Here is a 20297-nt window from a genome sequence, read left to right as displayed (position 1 = left end):
TGTAAATTATCTTTTGTAAATAAACTTCCGCAAAGTTGATTAACCATACTATGTACATATAGGAATCTGATTTGATATCTGAAATTATCTATGTAGGCAGGCAAGAGGCAAAAGGGTTTTAGAGAATTTAGGTGTACGGAGTTTTTTTCAAAAATCAAATATTATTCCTATAGTAAAATACAATTATTTCTAAATTTTTATTTCATCCTACATTCCGCAGAAGCGTAGAGTTAAAAAATAATTATCCCCAAAAGCCTTTATTGGTAATGATTTTCAGGATTTTAGTTAAAATGAACCATTATTCCCAAACTTGAAGAAAGTAAAACTGTTCAAACGCATATAAGATGTCATTTTTAACAAACTAAAATTGATACTGTCTCCCTTTGTTGATCAATATCATCAATAATAAAATCATATACTTGTCTATCAAATTGTTTCAAATTTTCAATATTATCGCCGCCAAGTTGGCAATAAAATTTATATTCATAAGTTGTCAGATATAAATTTTCGTCAAAACTAACTATAATTAAATCGTCTTTTTCAACATTTCCATTAGTTATAATAAAATCATTGTCAACAATTCCCAAATGTTCGTCTTTTATAAACCAGCTTTTCTCAACTGAGTTAGCTTTCATCAATCAGCAAATGTAATAAATATGCCTAATATGCAAACTATGACTCGAATTCGAGACATTGTACACACAGCTTTAACTACTGGCTATTTAACTTTGGCAGCAGAAAATCAACTTAGGGAACTTTTAACTACCCGATATGACAGTGAGGATTTTAATGCCTTTATGGCTTTGCAAGAAGCAGCAATGATGGGTCAAATAAAACAGGAGTCAAGAGAATCAAGAAAGCAGTTTAGCTTAAAGCAGACCGAATCACAAATTTCTGTGTCATAAACTTACTAGCGAGGACGTTCATTATTATCATCAAAATCTTCCTCTTCATCTTCAAAAAAACCCCAATCATCATCACTTTGATCAGTAGTTGGGGGTTGATAAGGAGGGATAATTACTCGGTAATCAGCATCATAAATTGATTCGGTTTTTCCTACACCAGTATTTTTCGGTGATTGAGAACTGTAGGAGTAAACAGAATCAGACTGAGATACATTTTTCCGAGCTTGCTGATTTGGGTAGGGTTTCGGGCTTGGTGTCTCGGCTGGTTCTGCAAAATCCCAATCATCAGCTTGATTAGGATCTGTTTCCCAATCATCAAATTCATTACTGGTAGTGTAATCGGTTTCTGTAACTGGCCTGCGTGGGCTACTGGGAGATGGTATAGTTTCTTCCCTGGGATTTGTCTTAACACGCGGTGCTGTTCTCGTTGACCTAGATGAAGATGCTTTTTCAGTAAAATAAGTAGTAAATTTAAACAAGGTGGTAATTAAAAAAGATGTTACACCACCAGCAGCAATGCTAAATAAAATCCATAAAGCCAGTGGTAATGGTTGAGTTCGCATCCCCAAAAATACTAAGGGGAGGGCAGGAGAAAAATTTTGAACTAACAATAGTGTTAGTCCCCCCAGCACCACTACCAACAAAATTACACGAATTCCAGCCATTTTTGTTATTAGTTATTAGTCATTAGTCATTAGTCATTAGTCATTAGTCATTTTTATCCAATCACCAGTCCCCAGTCCCCAGTCCCCAGTCCCCTTAAATATGACCTTCCCAGCGTTGAATGGGAATACAATCAATATCTAGTTGATCTAAAGCACGGGCTACGACAAAATCAACTAAATCTTCAACTGTTTGGGGGTTGTGATACCAGGCGGGAATGGCGGGAACAACTCTCACTCCTGTTTCTGCTAAGGTGGTTAAGTTCCGCAGGTGAATCAGGCTAAAAGGCGTTTCTCTGGGAACAATCACCAGTTTACGCCCTTCTTTGATCTGTACATCTGCTGCCCGTTCTAGTAAGTCTGAACTTAAACCCACTGCTAGTTTAGCTACTGTACTCATGCTACAGGGGATAATGATCATCCCCAAAGTTTTGAACGAACCACTAGCAATACCAGCACCAACATCACTCCAAGGATGACAGCGTAGTTGACCAGATAGGGTTACTCCGGCTTGAGTTCGCCAAAATTGCTCTTGTGCTTGGGGATCTGCTGGCATTCGGATATTTTGCTCTGCTTGCCAAACCATGTAAGTTGATTTAGATGCAACCAGTTCAATTTTATACTCAGCTTCTAAAAGAAATTTAAGAGCGCGAATGGCGTAAATCAGTCCGGATGCACCTGATACGCCTAAAATAAGTGGTTTACTGTTATTGGACACGAAAATACCCAGAAAATTTACCTAAGAAGAATTTAGAAGTCAGGAGTCAGGAGTCAGGAGTCAGAATGAATTCTGTGCAACTGGTGGATGAATCGGGGTTTAAAGCCCCCAGATTTATCCGTGAAGAAAAGAAAAAATTTTCGCGAGGTGTTACCCCTGACTATGCCTAGGGCACGTCTACGACGAACAGGCATGGGGTATTCTGACCGCTGAATTCTGACTTCTCTTCATTCATCTTCACTATAGGGATCTAAATCAAAAGATTTGATGTGATTTGGTAAGTAAATATCTGTGCCATCTTCATTAGCAACACTTACTCCTGAACCTTTGACCATACCATCAGCGCCAACTGTGACTAAATCAATTTGTTGACGGTAGTAGTCTACACTTTTGACTTGTACGGAGACGCGATCGCCTAATCTATAGGAAGCGCGATTTTTCCGCCCAAATAGTGCTTGTTGTCTAGCCCGATATTCATACCAATCATCTTTTAGTGAACTGACGTGTACTAATCCTTCTACCCGCAAAGGTGTACTTAGTTGAGAGCCGATTTCTGACTCTGTAGCTGGGACTTCGATTTCTACAAAGAAACCGTAGGATTGAACGCCTGTAATTACACCGGGAAAAACTTGACCGATGCGCTGTTTCATCAGTTGGGCCTTTTGTAGTCCAGCTAAATCGGCTTCAGCTTCTTGAACTTCTTTTTCTCGGTCATTAATCTGGACAAGGACTCTATTTAAATCGCTTTGTAGTTCTTGTTGTAGTTCTGGTGGGAGAACGTTCCAGTTAATTTCCAAATGAGAAGAAGAGTGACGCAGGTTAACACGCTCTTTAACACGGGTGTTGCGGCGATCGCGCCCATATTCCAATAAGGCATGATATACCCTTTGCATGAGTAAATCTGGGTAACGCCGCAAGGGTGAGCTTATGTGAAGATACTGTGGCAGTGCTAAACCAAAGTGAGATCCTTTGGTGGTGCTGTACATAGCAGGTTTGAGAGTATCTTGCAGCAGGTAGGTAAGAACTTGCTCAGATGGTGATTCAGCGAAAATACCGGTTAATTGCTGATAATCTAGGGGTTGAATTTCCAATTCTGGATCAAGTGTTAATTCCACACCTAAATTAATTGCCAGTTTCAGCATTTCCTGGACATCTTCAGGATCAGGTGTACCTTGAACTCGCCAAATAGCAGGAACTCCCAAGGCGCTGAGTTGATCTGCCATTAGTTCATTTACCATCAGTACAAACTCTGTGATGAGCGATCGCACTGATGAGTCATGAGGTACTACCGCCCCCATATTACCTTCATCATGATAAGGATTTTGGCTAGGTGGTAGATTCAACTGCAAGCTACCGCGAGATAAGCGAGCTTGTTTGACTGTTGTCGCCAAAGTTGCCAAATCACGTAATATCTCTGTACTTTCAACAGATGCTTTTGTTGATTCACCATTGAGTATTGCTTCCCCTTGCTCTTTGCTTACAGCCGTATCAACATTAATCACACTCGGTTGAATTTCCCACTCAATCACTTCTCCCAGTTGGGGATCAATGGTGATGACAAAGGAGAGTGCGAGGCGATCGCTGTCCGGTATCAATGAACAACGTTCCCCTACCGCATCAGGTAACATCGGCAAAATTAAATCTCCGAGATACACTGACCTGCCCCGCTTGAGTGCTTCTCTATCTAATATCTCGTCAGCCTGAATAAAGTGAGATAAATCAGTAATATGAACAATTAACCGCCAGGGTTGACTGGGGTTTTTCTCTAAGCTAAAAGCATTTTCTACTACTCTATCGTCACCGTTTACCCCTTCTATCGTCAGAGTAAACAAATCCCGTAAATCTACGCGATCTTTTAAATCTGCTTTCAGCAGCTTTTTAGGTAATTTCGCGGCTGCATCCAAGACATTTTCTGTAAAAGTCCGAGATAAATCGTGTTTGCACGTTACCAAGTCTATATCAGCAGCGGCTTCAGCATCGCTACCCAGAATTTGTACCACCCGCCCCAGGGGTGGATATTGAGCTAAGGGATAACGCAAGACTTCCACATGAGCTAAGTGGTCGATAGCTGCTTCTAAGTTAATGCCATTGGTGAGCAGTTTCAATTCAAACAGCAAACGATCATCCAAAGGTACAGCACGGAAACCCCCTTCTACTTGCTTAATCCGTGCTAGTAAAGTGTGATTAGAACGCTCCAGAATCAACTTTACCTCACCTTCAGGAGAACGGCGACGACTACCTTCTTTTAGAACTCTCACCAAAACGCGATCGCCATTCCAGGCATTACTGAGATGGCTTTCCCGGATATAAATATCCTCCGAGCCTTCCACATCCTGAATTGCAAAACAAAACCCCTTACTAGAACAGCGGAGTTTCGCTTCAATCAGCCCCTCTTCTGATACACGACGATACTTACCCCGATCTTTGACTAACAGTCCAATTTTTTCCAGCACCTCCAAAGCAATGTGAAGTTTTTCCAAACTATCTTCATCTTCACAACCCAGTTTTTTTTCCAAAACCTTCCGAGCTACCAATTTATCATCAGTAAAATTGGCAAGAAGTGTAGCGATTGAAAATTCCATGCAGTGAACCGACCTTTGGTCAAAACATCATTTTTCGTGTAATCTGGTTCTTCCGCTTTACTAAACTTACTCAAATCTACCTAAAGACTTGCAGTTAGCTTCCTGCTTTACTTAAGAGTGACGGCACTTACTTAATCCACAGGCTTTTGGTTTGGACAAAGCTTGCCCTACCTTAGAATTTTAGGATTTTCCGGCTTGGTTATCGCCTAAAAGGTATTTTAGATGAACTAATTTACCTTTTTCAAAACCTTGTTTACTTAAATTTGAGCAAATTTAAGTATATTTAGGTAAAATTTTGAGTTCAGTTGTTAGCTCTGTATCTCCTCACAGCCAACAGACACTCGTTGCCAACGAATTACCCTAGAGTGGTCTCTCGTAGATAAGACAAGGCAGCACAAGTTCCTTTCAGAGCGAGGCTCTGCTCGGAATTCTCACTGCACGACCAGAATTCACTTGGGTTCAACCTTCTTCACCTAACCAATCTTACACAGCACTCCTGATACTCGATTTCCACCTGATAATTACGCAATGGAATTTTGAGAGATTTGGTTTAGAGAACTCTTCAATTTCCACTAGCTGATACAAAAGGCAAGTAACAGATGTTTGATTGTCTAGATTTCAACAGGTACTACCATGAGAATCTGAGTTTTAACTAGGAGACACAGCCGATTAACCTAATTTTCCCCTCTGTAGAATCGGTAACAATCAGGTAAGCAGCTGAACAAGCAATGAGGGCGAACCTTATCTTTATTATTGTAGATTTAGAGCGCACTTCCAGAAAATACTTCTAGATATCTAGTTGGGTGATTAGTATAGCATTGAAAGGAAGACACCTGATTCAGTCAGCAGTAACTAAAATTTTCTGCGAATTATGCACAAATTAGTTGCTGCTACAATCTTGACTGATGATCATAGCGCAAAAAGTCGTAGGGGCGAAGTAGGGGCGAAGCATTCGGAAAATAACCTGTGATAAAAATTAATAATTGTTCGCCCGAATCCTTCGCCCGTACAGGAGGCAGGAGGCAGAAGTTCAAGGAGTCAGGCGTATGGCTTCGCCACGCTTCGCTATCAGGACGTATTACCAAGTAGTTAAATATCTATATAAAATCAAACAAATCTACAAAGTACAAATAAAGTAAAACAGATTGAGATGGGTGGAAATATGATGTTGGCTCAGTTCCAGAGATTGTATCCTAACGGAAGTATTATTTCTGAATTAGTAGAGATTTTTCAAGGTAAATATATCGTCCGAGTCAGTCTACAAATTGAAGGTGTCACCCGTGCCACTGCTATGGCGGGATCAGACACTGTGGAAGCTGCTGAAGACCAAGCTAGAAATCGGGCGCTGATGGTTTTGGGAATCACAAATACAACCAGGGAAAATGCTGCTGTTTCTGTTTCCCCTGTAACCGTGAATCCTTCCCCAAAAACTACCACAGTTTTCAATGAATCTGTCCCTAGCACTGGTGATGTTGCCAGGGGTCAATGGTCACTGGCTAACAACACTAAAAACGATACCTACAACCAAACTTTAGATCAAACTTTAGATCAAACTTTAGATCAAAGTTTTTCTGAAACTACTCCCACAGAAGAAAAAGTTCATACCTCAGCGCCTAACCTGAATCTAGTATCTAATCCCGAACCTGAACTTCAACCTTTACCAGAAATTCCTCCTAGTAATGTCACCCCATTTACTCCACGTAGTTATTCTTCTGTTGAAGATACTGGTTTGCGCTTAGGGATAGGCAAAACCAAGAGAAAAAGCGAACCAGTTAATTTATCTGATGTCATTGCCCAAACCGATGTCCAAATAGAACGCTTGGGCTGGACTAAAGAACAGGGAAGAGAACATCTCAAGAAAACCTACGGTAAACTGGGGCGTTCTTTACTGAGTGAGGAAGAGTTACTCGATTTTCTCAACTACCTCAAAGCTCAACCTGATCCTATAGCTGGATTTTAAAAGGAGGGGACTGGGGACTGGGGACTGGGGACTGGGGGAAATTAATTAGGGTTTGCTGAATAAACCTAAAACCTTGATATATCAAAGGTTAGAGGCTGATAAACACAGAAATTAGTGCAAGGGTTTTGAAGGGTATACCGGAAAAAGTGTGCATTTTTTGGGATTTCAAGAGATGGCAAAGAAATTTTCAAATCTTCTCCTGACTCCTGACTCCTGACTCCTGACTCCTATGCCCTCACGGAAAGACTTTCTCAGCAACCCCTAATTATTTGTATTTTCCCAATCACCAATCAGCAATCAGCAATCACCAATCACCAATCACCTACACTACAACCATTGGACGGCTACCGGCGGAGTGACGGTCAATCACTTGGTCGATTAAGCCGTATTCTTTGGCTTCTTCTGGAGACATGAAAAAGTCGCGTTCTGTATCTTCGGCAATACGTTCAAAAGGCTGACCAGTGTGTTCGGCTAAATACTCATTCAGCTTGCGCTTGTGGTATAAAATTTCCCGTGCCTGAATTTCAATATCAGTCGCTTGACCTTGAGCGCCGCCTAAAGGTTGGTGAATCATAATCCGTGAATGAGGTAAACTCATCCTTTTACCTTTAGTACCTGCACTTAATAGGAAAGCGCCCATACTCGCCGCTAGTCCGGTACAAATGGTACAGACATCGGGGCGGATATTTTTCATGGTGTCAAAAATGCCCATCCCCGCCGTCACTGAACCACCAGGAGAGTTGATATACATATAAATGTCTTTCTCCGGGTCTTCAGAATCTAAAAACAACAATTGGGCAACTATCAGGTTAGCCAGACTGCTGTCCACCTGTTGTCCCAAAAAAATGATCCGCTCACGTAACAGCCGTGAGTAGATATCAAAGGCGCGTTCGCCTCGACCCGATTGTTCAATAACGATAGGAATCATTGAGCGTATTTGTATCTATTTGCTATTTATTCTATCTATGAGAGAGGCTGATTGTGTTGATTGTCAAATTTGGATATCTCGACAATAACAGATAAATTTTTGATCTCCTAATCATCTGCTCTGAGCAAACAGATTTTTCAATAGCAATACTCTAGAATCAAATATCTCATCGCCAAAATTTTTTTTAACAGGCACTTTTAGCGACTGATAGCAGTCTCAAGAATTGTGGCGATGTCAAAAGCGGGAGAATTCAAAAGTTCATCATCATTAACAGATGATTAACTTACATTCTGACACTAGCTGTCTGCGTGCCTATTTATTGACCTATAACTTTAGCTTGCCTTGTGTTGGCGAATCTATATTATTTGGTCGAAATTCTTTTTCAGGTATTAGTAACTTTTTTCACAATTTTTAACCTGAACCTGGTTAATTTTCCGGACATATTTTGCAAATCCGGTAAATCGGGACTATCTGGTGTATTTAGATTAACCAATCTAAATTTAAATGCTATTTTTCAAGAGAGGAGTGCTATGCTAGAAAGACTTATGCAAGCTGCTTTAATCACTTTTTTGCTGCACCTAATCGCAGCACTAAACCCCAGTACCCAAATTCCTCGCAAGTCTGTATCACCTGTATCGGAAATTCCAGCCCCTGTTCTCGGTTCAACTATTCGTTTTTCCAAATAAAAGGTGATTGGTGATTGGTGATTGGTGACTGGGTAAAAATAACTAATAAATAATAAATAATAACTAATGACTAAAAAGTAATAAGCTGATAAACCTTTAATTTGCACAACCAATGCGGGCAGGATGCCCACCCCACAAGAGTTTCAATTTTAGATAATATGCAAGTTAAATGTCCAACAGCTTAACTTTAAAAACGCTAGACTGGTCAGAAAATGGTGGAAAACTATTATCATGACTAATCGACTAGCTGACACAAAAAGTCTTTATCTCCGCAAACACACTGAAAACCCGATTGACTGGTGGCCTTGGTGTGATGAAGCATTGGAAACTGCAAGGGCGCAAAATAAACCGATTTTTCTTTCTATTGGTTACTCTAGTTGTCACTGGTGTACGGTGATGGAAGGTGAGGCGTTTTCTGATTTGGCGATCGCCCAATATATGAATGCCAATTTTCTCCCCATCAAGGTAGACAGAGAAGAAAGACCCGACCTTGATAGCATCTATATGCAAAGTTTACAAATGATGACTGGTCAAGGGGGTTGGCCTCTTAATGCTTTTCTCTCTCCTGATGATTTAGTCCCTTTTTACGCGGGTACTTATTTTCCTGTTGATCCCCGTTATGGTCGTCCGGGTTTTTTGCAGGTTTTACAAGCTTTACGCAATTACTACGATACTGAAAAAGAGGAGTTACGTCAAAGAAAAGCTTTAATTCTCGAAGCTTTGCTGACATCTGCGGTGTTACAAAATGATGGCAGTCAGGAAGTAGCTGATCAAGAATTATTACAAATAGGTTGGGAAGTTTGCACGGGGATCATTTCTCCTAAGCAGGTTGGTAATAGTTTTCCGATGATCCCCTATGGTGAGTTGGTTTTGCGGGGTTCTCGGTTTAATGATCAATCTCGGTATGATGGATTACAAGTTTCTACTCAACGGGGTTTAGATTTAGCTTTGGGGGGTATTTATGATCATGTTGCTGGTGGTTTTCATCGCTACACTGTTGATCCTACTTGGACTGTCCCCCACTTTGAAAAGATGCTTTACGATAATGGTCAGATTGTAGAATATCTGGCTGATTTGTGGAGTGCGGGAATTGAAGAACCGGCTTTTAAACGAGCGGTGGCTGGAACTGTAAAATGGTTACAACGGGAAATGACAGCACTTAGCGGTTATTTTTATGCTGCTCAAGATGCGGATAGTTTCACTAACCCCATAGATACAGAACCGGAGGAAGGTGCTTTTTATGTCTGGAGTTATCAGGAATTACAACAACTGTTAACAACTGAAGAATTAACGGAATTAGAACAACAGTTTACTGTTAGTGTTAATGGCAATTTTGAAGGGAAAAATGTTTTACAAAGGTTACATCCCGGTGAACTGAGTGAAACTTTAGAAGTTGCTTTGAGTAAGTTGTTTACTGTGCGTTATGGTGCAACTCCTGATGCACTAGCAACTTTTCCCCCAGCGCGAGATAATCAGGAAGCGAAAATCACTAACTGGCCTGGTCGCATTCCTGCGGTGACTGATACTAAGATGATTGTAGCTTGGAATAGTTTGATGATCTCCGGTTTAGCTAGAGCAGGGGAGGTTTTTCAAGAACCTAGTTATTTGGAGTTAGCAATAAAAGCGGCTAAGTTTATTTTAGATCATCAATTTGTGGATGGACGTTTTCACCGACTTAATTATGAGGGTGAAGCGACGGTATTAGCTCAATCTGAAGATTATGCTTTGTTTATTAAAGCATTGTTGGATTTACAGCAAGCGGATTTAGAAAATGCTGATTGGTTGGAAAAAGCGATCGCTCTCCAAGATGAGTTTAATGATTTTCTTTGGAGTGTAGAATTAGGTGGTTATTTTAACACATCTAGCGATAATAGTCAAGATTTAATTATCAGGGAGCGGAGTTTTGCGGATAATGCTACACCCTCAGCTAATGGGGTGGCGATCGCCAATTTAGTCAGGTTATCTTTACTTACTGATAACTTACATTATCTTGATTTAGCTGAATCAGGATTAAAAGCCTTTAAAGGTGTAATGAATGAATCTCCTCAAGGTTGTGCTAGTTTATTTACTGCTTTAGATTGGTATCGGAATTGTACATTGATTCGTAGTACCACTGAGCAGATTAAGTCATTAATGCCTAAATATCTACCCACTACCGCTTTTTCAGTTGTATTAGATTTACCAGATGGAAGTGTGGGTTTAGTGTGTCAAGGGTTGAAATGTCTTCCCGCACCAGGGAGTTTAGAGGAGTTGTTGTTACAGGTGCAAAGAAGTCAGAATAGAGGGTGAGGTGACAGGTAACAGGTGACAGGTGACAGGTGACAGTAAGAAGGGAATAGGGAATAGGGAGGAAGATTTTAGATTTTAGATTTTAGATTGGAGTTAAGAAAAACAATCCAAAATCCAAAATCCAAAATCCAAAATCCAAAATCCAAAATTAATAACTCCTGACTCCTGTACGGGCGAAGCATTCGGGTGATCAATTCTCGATTTTTCCCCAATATTGTTGTCCGAATGCTTCGCCCCTACGACTCCTGACTCCTGCGGTATTTACCTTTTTCCTATTTTCCAATCTTCACCACCAGGTAACTGAGTTAAAGTTTCTGCAACCATAGCAGGTAATTCTTTAGGTGAATAGGAATAAGTTAAATTGAGGAATTGTAAAGCAGTTGCAATTAACTGTTTTCTATCTATAATTTCTCCTAGTTGGAATTGGTTATAAATACCATTCATCACTTCCAAACTAGCATCAGCGATCGCATCTTCAATCACCTCTTCCTCCATAAAACTTTCCCATTCATCTTGATTGATGTAATAGGATTTCTTATTATCTTTAATATTGATCTTTTTAATTTCTCGGATAGCATTACGAATAGATGCAGACCAAGAATTTGTTAAACGCTGTTCGATTTGATTTTTAATTAAATGAATTAACAAAATCCTTACATACGACTGGATATTGCCCAAAATAGCTTGTTTACTCATTCCTTCTAACTCGTCCACAATTGCCAAAGCATCTGCGTAACGTCCTTGTAAAATACTATTTCTGAGGTCTATTAATTCTTGGGTCATATTTGTTAACCTCTCATCTAGCTATGTTTTATATTTTAACATAAAGGTGATACATCATTAGTCAGCAGTCACAAGTTTCAACAAATCAAGAGATATTTAATCAGAGATGTGACTGCAAAATAAAGTCATTCCCACACAGAGTATGGGAATGAGAATATTAGAAAGAAGTAAATATTAACATTAACGCAACTGTGATAACAAATTTTTCATTTGAGGAGTAGATAGAAATTTCTGAGCATCAGTAATCATACTTTGACCCCAAAAATGCTTTTTCATCCAGTGAAAATCAGCAAATTTTCTATCTAACTTTAATGCTGTTTCTGCTAACTTATAAGCCTGTTGTTGTTCTCCTTTACCATATAAAGCTACAGCTAAAGCTAAGGTGGCCTCAGCAGATTTATTGTTAATTTTAATCGCTTGTTGCCATTGTTGAATCGCTGTTTCTTTGTCTCCTTGTTCATATTTAATGAACCCTATATTATTGATAGCTGCTAAGTTGTTGACATCTATAGCAACTGCTTGATTATAATCAGACATAGCGGTGATATAATTTCCTAGTGGATAATAAATAATACATCTTTTAATGTCAGAATCCGCAAAATATGGCTCTATTTTGATACCTGTTCATAGAAAATGTACATTTTACTGAACCTTATTTAAGGTATCAATAAATATATTGATATAAATTTAACACTTATTAATACTTGATGATTAGACGTATCAATAAAGATTTTGTTCCTATGACTACATTAAGCGCCGTAGTTCTTGCAGGTGGTAAAAGTTCTAGGATGGGAAAGGATAAAGCTTTGATTCCTATTCAGGGAATACCCTTATTACAAAAAGTTGGCAATGTCGCTAAAAGTTGTACGGATACTATATATATAGTTACACCTTGGCCAGAAAGATATCAACACTTACCGTTACCAGAATGTGAATTTATACAAGAAAACCCCCATAACACACAAGGACCTTTAGTGGGTTTTGTAAAAGGTTTAGAGAAAGTAAACACAGAATGGGTGTTATTATTAGCTTGCGATTTACCAAATTTGCAAGTTGAAGTGTTGCAAGATTGGGTGAAAAGATTAGATAATATAAAAGGAGAAAATATTGCTTGTTTGGTAAAAAATACCCAATGTTGGGAACCGCTTTGTGGTTTTTATCGCAGTTCTTGTTTACCTCTAATTTTAGATTTTATCAATCAAGGAGGACGATCTTTTCAACAGTTTCTAAAATTACATCCTGTGGAAACTTTACCTTTGTTAAAATCGGATATGTTATTTAATTGTAATACTCCTGAAGATTTAGATGAAGTGACAGGTGACAGGTGATAGGTGACAGGTAACAGAGGTAAAAACCTTGTTTGTTGCTAGAAGTTGCTATAATTTGAAAAAATAAAATTGCCGATTCCCAAAAAATAAGAAATGAGAAATCAAAACAATATTATGCGTCATAAATCATTTTTAGTATCAATTTTTTTAAGTTTGTTTTTGTTGTCTTGTGCTACAGAAACCAGCCAAACACAAGCAGTAAAACCAGAAATTACACCAGATATTACCATTGCACAAAAATCACCTAACACATCTGTGAAAAGAGTGGTTGCGCTTTCTTCGCTGTCTGCTGATATTATTGCTGAACTAGATCAAACAAAATTAGTAGGAATTGTTGGTAGTAAGTTATTAAAAGATGATCCTCGATTTAAAGATATTCCTCAAGTTAGTCAAGGACAAAATGCACCAAACTTAGAAAAGATTGTAGCATTAAAACCAGATTTAGTAATTGGTGTAGCAGGTTTTTCTGATGTACCATTACAAAAACTGCAACAGCTAGGAATAAAAACTTTATCCACAAAAGTATATAGCTGGGAAGCTTTGGAAGAACTCACTAAAAATATTGCAGAGAAAATAGGTGCAGATCCCCAACCTTTATTAAATAGATATCAAACTTTTTTACCGGAAAAGAAAAATCAAAAAAATCAGAATCTTTCGACTTTAGTTTTAGTAAGTCGTCAACCAATTTTAGCACCAAATAAAAACAGTTGGGCAGGTGATATAGTTTCTCTGTTTGGTGCGAAAAATGTCGCCGCAGAATTACAAGGTAATAGCCCTATTGGTGGTTATGTAACACTTTCAGCCGAAAAAGTTTTAGCAGCAAATCCTGATGTTTTAATTGTGGTTAGTGCTGAAGCAACTTTGTTAGATTCTTTGAAAAAAGAGCCGTTTTGGCAGAAATTAAAAGCTACTCAAAATAATCAAGTTTATGTTTTTGATTATTACGGAATGGTGAATCCTGGCAGTATAGCTGCAATTGAAAAATCTGCTCAGGAATTAAAGAAAATCTTTTGAGTTGTATTTAACAGGAGTCGTAGGGGCGAAGCATTCGGAAAATAACCTGTGATAAAAATTGAGAATTTATTGCCCGAATGCTGATGCTTCCAGCACGCTTCGCGAACGCCCTTACAGGAAAATAACCTAGATACCCGACTTCTTGGTATCTGGGTTGATATAGAATGCTATTTTTCAGCGACAGGAATATTTTTTTGTTTTTGCATATTTCCACCCATGATACTGCGAAAATACAAGCCACCAATACTAATTAAAAACACTAAATATCCAACTGCTTGCACTATATAAAGTTTATCTCTATAGCCAAATAAAGATTTGAGAATAATACCAGGAAACTTGCTATCAGGTAAAATGTTAGCAGTATTCCAAACCATTGGACCTAAAATACAAGAGTGAATTTTAGTAAAGTGTTCATAATAAAAACAAAGATTTTCCGAGGCGCGGTTGCTGAGTGCTAAACTAGCCATTGCATCATCAAAATGTTTTAAAGCCGAAATTACTAAACCAGCGACAATTAAAACTAATAAAACGCCCATAATTTGGAAAAATTGGCGAATATTAATTTTCACACCCCATTTAAATAATAAAACACCAATTCCTGCTGCTGTTGCTAAACCACCAAGTGCGCCTAAAGTTGGTAATAAACCTTGTTGAAAATTGGCAGCTACAAATAAGACTGTTTCAAAACCTTCCCGCACAATAGCAACTAAAATTAAACTAAAAACCCCCCATCCAGCATTTGAATTTTGTGTTAATGCTTCGTTAACTGCACCTTCAACTTGAGCTTTCATAAATCTGGCTTGTTTTGTCATCCAGATCAGCATCCAACTCAGCATAATGATTGCTAAAATACTAAATACACCTTCTAATGTTGGTTCAACTACAGAGGTGTATTGAGGATTTATAGAACCTAAAAATTTAATGATTCCAGTGAATAAAACGCCAATTAAAGCACTAACAATAATACCAACTCCAACACCTGCATATACCCATGAATTGAGATGAGATTGTTTGGCTTTTTTCAATAAAGCGAGGACAATACCCACAACTAGGGCAGCTTCTACACCTTCTCGGAGAGTAATAACGAAAGTAGGTAATGCAATACTAAAATTCATTTTTATTAGTGGTTATGAACGCTTGATCACTATTCTTGATTGTGTAAAAAACTGAGAACTATCAAATTTCTTTTTTCTTTGCTCGTTCCTACACATAGTATAGAAACGAACGAAAGAAAAGAAACTAAAAAGCTGAATCTTGACTCCTCGAAATATTAGCTGAAATCGCGTAACATTTTCTTGAGTTCTAAATTATGTAACTCTTCTTGTCCGATCATGCCACGGGCAAATTCTTCCAGATAAATACTAGCATCTTCAACTGTATTTAGTAGAGTTTTATACATATCCAATGCTTTCTTTTCATGGGATAAACTTTCTTCCAAAATGTCTTTGACTGAATGTTTGAAAGTTTCTTCCATTTGGGCAATTCTCAAGGTAGGATGTCCATCTAAACCGGTGAGAATTTCTCCTACTTGTTGGGCATGAAGTAATGATTCACTGGCTTGGGCTTTGAAAAAAGCGACAATAGGTAAGCGGTTTGGTCCTGTTACCATTAGGGAATAATGAGTGTAGCGAACAACGCCAGCTAGTTCAAATTCCATGATGGCGTTGAGGATGTCAATGGTTTTTTGGTGGTCGAGTTCTCGCATCAGTTGTTAAGATGAGCAAAATTAAATTTGGAGAGGATTTTAGTGAGTAGCTATACACTTTTTATCTTAGTTCAATGTAGATAATTTTTTTAGTGTTTCACTTTTCACTATTTCCTCTATTTTCACTTATTTTAAGCTGTTTTTTGTGGATGTCCAATGGTGTGCAAATACTAACTTTGTGCTTTCGTGTTAGTTTGAGATAACACTTTTTGAGTGTTTTCCTCTATAATTTTTACCATTTTGGTAACATCTTCAGGGGTTTTGACTGCTTGTACGGGTGGAATAACAGCAGGCCAAACTTTTAATAGTTCTGTGAAAGCTTTATCTATGGCTTTGTGTGCTTCTGGGTTTGCTTGAGCCATTTGTCCAGAAATTCCTTGATATAGTTCATGGGAATAGACAACAAAACCACGAGAGTCTTGATATTCTATTGGTTCGGTAATTTTACCTTTTGCTACTGCTGCTCCATATTCGGCGTTAGCTGCGTCTAATAAACCATTAATTACTTTTAACACAAATTCTGGTTTTGAGCGTTCTTGAGTTGGTAATGCGGCGATCGCACTATCCACAGATGCCATAGAATTGGTAAAATTATCTTTGATTTTAGCATCTTGAGGATTAGATTTTACCAAGTTCGTCAAATTCACTAAATTAGTTTTAAATTCTTTGACTTTGCGTTCATTAAGTTGTTCTTCTACATCAACATAAATCTCCTCAACTGGATGTCCTATATGGGGTTCGGCTTGTTTGGGTTGATTTTGTGCTAACAATTCTTGTGCTACTAAAAGATGTCCTTTCATTAATGCCAATTTTGTCATGTAATCTACATCTTTTGCTTCTCCTGTGAGTACAACTTCTTCAACTGTCACCATGTCTTTAATTTGCTCAAACTGTGCTTGAGTAATTACTTTTTTGGTGACTAAATCTTCTGGAGAACTGTAAGGACGACTGGCTTGTATTTTATTAGATAAAGCGGGTACACCAAGTTGAGCTTCAAATTTGTCTAACTCGGACAAAATAGCATCATTAATATTAATTTTGGCTTTCCTACTATGACTACTGTGGGCGCTGGCTTGCGTCACTGCTGGGGTTGAAGTCGTTTCTGCGGTGGGGGTATTCCCCGCACAAGAACCAAGGGTAACAATCACACAAGCCGCTATTGATAATAATATGTAACGTGATTTAATCATTGATTTGCTCCTGGAGACGCTAAAACCCAATAATGGACAAATTTACAGAATTGACTGGTGAGTATAATTAAAAGTAATTTGCATTAGTAATTATATTTTTTTAGCATAAATGACAAATTATAGTAACTATTTTTAACCAGCAAAAGTATAGTTTAATCATTTCTTAACCAAGTGTTAGGTAAGTTCCATGACTTACAAATTTCTGTCACCTGTCACCTGTCACCTGTCACCTGTCACCTGCGATAACTTCAAACTGTCCCATACATCCATTTTCAGCGATCGCATCCTGATGGGGATGAAACATATACTTACCCGGATAACGAAACGCAAACTCTAAAATGTGCCTTTCTGCTACACCCATTGTTAAAACATCCGTCTTTTCACTGGGAGTCATCGTCATCCCCGAACGATAAACATCAAAAAAGTTAGCGTGTAAATGGAAGGTGACAGCAGGATCAAACTCAATAATATTCAAAACATAAGCTCTAATCAATTGATTGTGATAAACTTTAATCGGATGGTGCATATAATGATGAGGCAAACCATTAAATGCGTAATACTCATTTTCGTTATCATCATTTATGTCATATCCAGACATAATTAAAACAATTTCATCAGCAGGAGGACGGGGTTGAGGCGGATCAATAATAAACATTCCATATAAACCCTTAGCAATGTGACGGGTTACAGGTGCAATATGACAGTGATACAAATGCACACCATAGGGTTCTGCATCAAATTCATAGATAGTTGCTTTACCATTACTCACAGGTTTTACACCATCCATTTCTGCGGGATGCACCCCATGGAAATGTAAAGAATGGGAATGTCCAGCCTTATTGAGAAATAATACTCTTATTCTTTCCCCTGCTTTTGCTCTTAACGTCGGTCCAGGAATACGCCCATTTAAATCCCAAATATTGTAAGATACCGCATTATTTAGCTGAATGGTGGAAGTACCTGCTATTAACTCAAATTCTCGAATAGTCCGCCCATTTTCCTGCTTTAATGTCCCATAATCAAAGTTTCTCAGCACCTGTATGGGTTTGGTAGCACTGTTAGTAGCATTATTAGATGATTCCATTTCCATTGGGGGAACTTTAACAGTGACATTATTTTTTGCATTTATAGTCTGTAAAATTGCAGTTGCACCAATTACACCACCGCCAAATATGCCCATTGTTATCAGTTGGCGGCGATTTAAAAGTATATTTTTACTCCGACTAAAGTTTTCAGACATTTTTCAGACATGAGGTGATGAGGAGGGAACACAAATAGGAAATTGCAAATTATTTGCAATTACCATTAGTTATAGTATAGGAATCAGGAATTATTGTCAATAATTATGGAAACTATGGAGAAATACAGGGCATAGGTGAAAATCAAGAAATTTGGCGAATATAATTCGCTACTACGCTTTTTACCCTTTTTTGGGTAATTTTGATTGGTAATTTTTAACTCTTGCCTTTTGCAAGACAGCTTTTTGTCACCCGTGATGAAGAATACCGATATACTTGGAAACGATATCATATTTTACTAATTTTTACTATTGGTTCAGGTTAACTTCTAGACAAATCACTCACTATCAAGTAAGCTAGTATGAGTGATTTCCACAGGGGGCTGTGAGAAGTCTATTGATCAGGTTAATTTGTAGGTTGGACAATGCAAACATCAGGGAAAAATAGTTATCAAAAATTACTTTATCAAATAAGTAATCAAATTTTTAACTTAATGGGAAAATTGTTAGTGAAAGAATGGGATAAAAGACTGTTAGGTTTATCCCAACTTCCGGTTAAATCTGTGATTGATATTGGTGCAAATGAAGGTCAATTTGCCCGCAGAATTATCAAGATTTTTCCTCATGCACATATTTATTCATTTGAACCTTTAAATATTCCTTTTCAACAGTTATCCCAATTAGCAAATCACCATACTCAAAAAATTACCGCTTTTAATCTAGCTTTGGGTGATAGTATTCAACCTGTTGAAATTTACAGTCATTTATATTTTAATCCATCTTCTTCTATTTTACCAACTACTCAACTATGTGAAACAGTATATCCAATGGTAAAAAAACAAGAGAAAATCCTCATTGAACAATCTACTTTAGATGAGGTTTTTGGTGATTTCTCTTTTCCTTTACCAGAACCAATTTTAATTAAATTAGATGTTCAAGGTTATGAAAATCAAGTCATTAAAGGAGGAATCGCAACTTTTAAAAAAAGCACCGCTTGTATTGTCGAAGTTTCTTTAGATCAACTTTACGAAGGTCAAGCGCAATTTCGAGAAATTTTTAGTTTATTAGATAATTTAGGTTACGCTTACGCTGGTAATCTTGATCAAGTCTTGGGAAAAGATGGTCATGTTCGTTATTTTAATGCTGTCTTTATTAAAGAATAAAAGCAGAAAAATTTCTACTTGGTTCTACTTGAAATAATTAACTGTGAGGTTGAAAATCATGCGTGTTGAATCTTGTTGTCAATCATTATTAGCAGAAATTATCCAGGAAATTGATCCCCAAAAAGAAGGATTTTGTATTGATGTTGGGGTGGGGACTTTTGCTTTTTATTGTGAAGTATTTGCTAAATTAGGTTATCCCACTATTGCAGTTGAACCCCTTCCTGTTAAGAAATTAAAACAGATTAGTGCTAGTTATGGAATTAAAATTTTGGAAAATTGTTTATCTAATATAGATGGAAAACAACTGCTATATTTAGGGAATTTTGCAGGTCTATTTAATAGTAATTTTAGTTCTCTTTCTCCTGAGTGGTTTGGTTCTTCTCCTAAAACCAAAGAAGTAGAATCTATCACTTTATCTACTTTATTATCCAGAATTAAACCTGATAAAATTACTTGTTTGAAATTGGATATTGAAGGTTGGGAATTTAATGTAATTGAGCAATTGCCAAACATTGATAACGCTTTACTTCCCCAGGTAATTATGTTTGAGTATGGTGGTGGAGTCAATAAAAAACAAGGTCAAAAAGGTTGGTCAAAGGATTTTTTAGAAAAAACCTTAAATTGTCTGAAGATTTTGCAAAAATGTGGTTATCAATCGTGTATTATGATTGATTTTGCTCCCCAAAGTAAAGAGAGATTTTTTGATCTGCAATCTGTGAATATAGCAGTTGATCAATTATTTGATGATCAATCTGTTTATGGTAACATAATTACCTTGAAAAATGGCAATATTTCACCAGCCAAAATTCACACAATTTGTCAACCTTATTATCAAGCTTCTCTGATTGATCTTTTGGTTCATCAGTTAGTTTCTAGATAGTTAACCACAAACACTGCAAATTCCTGACTGATTAAATCAATCAGGAATTAATATTTACAAAAATAAACAATAAATATACAAATATTCATAATTTAATAAATAAATACAAATTTGGATGTATTTTTTATTATAAAAATTTTCCAAATCCCTGCCAAAACATCCTCCAATGGGGCATTGTAAATATAGGGGAAATTTAGTTTCCTATAAATTTAGAATTGTCATGCTATCTTTTGCAGTTGTAATTCTATTGCTGAAATTAGTGTAAAA

Annotated in this window: 19 protein-coding genes; 7 read left to right on the top strand and 12 right to left on the bottom strand. The window is 37.5% G+C overall.

Annotation, left to right across the window (positions count from 1 at the left end; translation table 11 throughout):
• Window positions 1-353: 353 nt before the first annotated feature.
• Entirely contained in the window at window positions 354-635 is a 282-nt protein-coding gene (locus H6F47_RS09885; RefSeq protein WP_137666988.1) for a hypothetical protein, read from the bottom strand.
• Window positions 636-674: 39 nt separating this feature from the next.
• On the opposite strand from H6F47_RS09885, the gene H6F47_RS09880 reads away from it, so the two are divergent.
• The gene (locus H6F47_RS09880) at window positions 675-905 is read left to right on the top strand and encodes a hypothetical protein (protein ID WP_137666989.1); all 231 of its coding nucleotides are present in this window, start codon (window positions 675-677) and stop codon (window positions 903-905) included.
• Between the two features lie 5 nt (window positions 906-910).
• Here H6F47_RS09880 and H6F47_RS09875 read toward each other — a convergent pair whose 3' ends face one another.
• From H6F47_RS09875 to H6F47_RS09865, 3 genes are all read right to left on the bottom strand, one after another.
• Window positions 911-1570 carry a LapA family protein gene (locus H6F47_RS09875; RefSeq protein ID WP_190347220.1) on the bottom strand — a complete coding sequence of 220 codons (660 nt, stop codon included), beginning with the start codon at window positions 1568-1570 and terminating at the stop codon, window positions 911-913.
• A gap of 94 nt (window positions 1571-1664) precedes the next feature.
• Window positions 1665-2285 carry a flavin prenyltransferase UbiX gene (locus tag H6F47_RS09870; RefSeq protein WP_096565351.1) on the bottom strand — a complete coding sequence of 207 codons (621 nt, stop codon included), beginning with the start codon at window positions 2283-2285 and terminating at the stop codon, window positions 1665-1667.
• A 227-nt stretch (window positions 2286-2512) separates the two neighbouring features.
• Window positions 2513-4867: a ribonuclease R family protein gene (locus H6F47_RS09865; protein WP_190648937.1), complete on the bottom strand. Its 2355-nt coding sequence runs from the start codon at window positions 4865-4867 to the stop codon at window positions 2513-2515.
• A gap of 1165 nt (window positions 4868-6032) precedes the next feature.
• Here H6F47_RS09865 and H6F47_RS09860 point away from each other — a divergent pair.
• Window positions 6033-6827, top strand: a complete 795-nt coding sequence (locus tag H6F47_RS09860; protein WP_190648961.1) for a hypothetical protein — start codon at window positions 6033-6035, stop codon at window positions 6825-6827.
• Window positions 6828-7149: 322 nt separating this feature from the next.
• Here the strand turns inward: H6F47_RS09860 and clpP are convergent, their stop codons facing one another.
• Both clpP and H6F47_RS09850 read right to left on the bottom strand, forming a co-directional pair.
• Window positions 7150-7755 (bottom strand): ATP-dependent Clp endopeptidase proteolytic subunit ClpP, encoded by a 606-nt coding sequence (clpP, locus tag H6F47_RS09855; RefSeq protein ID WP_096565355.1) that lies wholly within the window; start codon window positions 7753-7755, stop codon window positions 7150-7152.
• A 514-nt stretch (window positions 7756-8269) separates the two neighbouring features.
• Window positions 8270-8572, bottom strand: coding sequence for a hypothetical protein (locus tag H6F47_RS09850; RefSeq protein ID WP_190347217.1), 303 nt, complete (start codon window positions 8570-8572; stop codon window positions 8270-8272).
• A 100-nt stretch (window positions 8573-8672) separates the two neighbouring features.
• On the opposite strand from H6F47_RS09850, the gene H6F47_RS09845 reads away from it, so the two are divergent.
• Complete coding sequence (locus tag H6F47_RS09845; protein ID WP_190347216.1) at window positions 8673-10730, top strand: thioredoxin domain-containing protein; 2058 nt, start codon at window positions 8673-8675, stop codon at window positions 10728-10730.
• Window positions 10731-10991: 261 nt separating this feature from the next.
• On the opposite strand, the gene H6F47_RS09840 is transcribed toward H6F47_RS09845, so the two are convergent.
• On the bottom strand, window positions 10992-11513 hold the full coding sequence (locus H6F47_RS09840) for a DUF29 family protein (protein WP_137667677.1): 522 nt from the start codon (window positions 11511-11513) through the stop codon (window positions 10992-10994).
• A 180-nt stretch (window positions 11514-11693) separates the two neighbouring features.
• Window positions 11694-12050, bottom strand: coding sequence for a tetratricopeptide repeat protein (locus H6F47_RS09835; protein ID WP_137667678.1), 357 nt, complete (start codon window positions 12048-12050; stop codon window positions 11694-11696).
• Between the two features lie 203 nt (window positions 12051-12253).
• On the opposite strand from H6F47_RS09835, the gene H6F47_RS09830 reads away from it, so the two are divergent.
• Both H6F47_RS09830 and H6F47_RS09825 read left to right on the top strand, forming a co-directional pair.
• Window positions 12254-12841, top strand: a complete 588-nt coding sequence (locus H6F47_RS09830; RefSeq protein WP_190648932.1) for a molybdenum cofactor guanylyltransferase — start codon at window positions 12254-12256, stop codon at window positions 12839-12841.
• A gap of 93 nt (window positions 12842-12934) precedes the next feature.
• Window positions 12935-13855 carry an ABC transporter substrate-binding protein gene (locus H6F47_RS09825; protein WP_236104068.1) on the top strand — a complete coding sequence of 307 codons (921 nt, stop codon included), beginning with the start codon at window positions 12935-12937 and terminating at the stop codon, window positions 13853-13855.
• A 167-nt stretch (window positions 13856-14022) separates the two neighbouring features.
• Here the strand turns inward: H6F47_RS09825 and H6F47_RS09820 are convergent, their stop codons facing one another.
• The 4 genes from H6F47_RS09820 to H6F47_RS09805 all read right to left on the bottom strand — a co-directional run bounded on the left by H6F47_RS09820 (window position 14023) and on the right by H6F47_RS09805 (window position 17990).
• Window positions 14023-14970, bottom strand: a complete 948-nt coding sequence (locus H6F47_RS09820) for an FTR1 family protein (RefSeq protein ID WP_190648929.1) — start codon at window positions 14968-14970, stop codon at window positions 14023-14025.
• Between the two features lie 155 nt (window positions 14971-15125).
• On the bottom strand, window positions 15126-15560 hold the full coding sequence (locus H6F47_RS09815; protein WP_096565368.1) for a ferritin-like domain-containing protein: 435 nt from the start codon (window positions 15558-15560) through the stop codon (window positions 15126-15128).
• A gap of 170 nt (window positions 15561-15730) precedes the next feature.
• Window positions 15731-16750, bottom strand: coding sequence for a helix-hairpin-helix domain-containing protein (locus H6F47_RS09810; RefSeq protein ID WP_190648927.1), 1020 nt, complete (start codon window positions 16748-16750; stop codon window positions 15731-15733).
• 226 nt (window positions 16751-16976) lie between these two features.
• The gene (locus H6F47_RS09805; protein ID WP_190648924.1) at window positions 16977-17990 is read right to left on the bottom strand and encodes a multicopper oxidase domain-containing protein; all 1014 of its coding nucleotides are present in this window, start codon (window positions 17988-17990) and stop codon (window positions 16977-16979) included.
• A 422-nt stretch (window positions 17991-18412) separates the two neighbouring features.
• Here H6F47_RS09805 and H6F47_RS09800 point away from each other — a divergent pair, with 422 nt between their 5' ends.
• Together H6F47_RS09800 and H6F47_RS09795 are read left to right on the top strand one after the other, a co-directional pair.
• Entirely contained in the window at window positions 18413-19150 is a 738-nt protein-coding gene (locus H6F47_RS09800) for an FkbM family methyltransferase (protein WP_190648921.1), read from the top strand.
• A gap of 58 nt (window positions 19151-19208) precedes the next feature.
• The gene (locus H6F47_RS09795) at window positions 19209-20030 is read left to right on the top strand and encodes an FkbM family methyltransferase (protein WP_190648918.1); all 822 of its coding nucleotides are present in this window, start codon (window positions 19209-19211) and stop codon (window positions 20028-20030) included.
• Window positions 20031-20297: the final 267 nt, after the last annotated feature.

This window comes from Sphaerospermopsis sp. FACHB-1094 (genome assembly GCF_014696195.1).
Taxonomy (GTDB): domain Bacteria; phylum Cyanobacteriota; class Cyanobacteriia; order Cyanobacteriales; family Nostocaceae; genus Sphaerospermopsis; species Sphaerospermopsis kisseleviana.
This window is presented reverse-complemented; position numbering and strand designations above follow the sequence as displayed.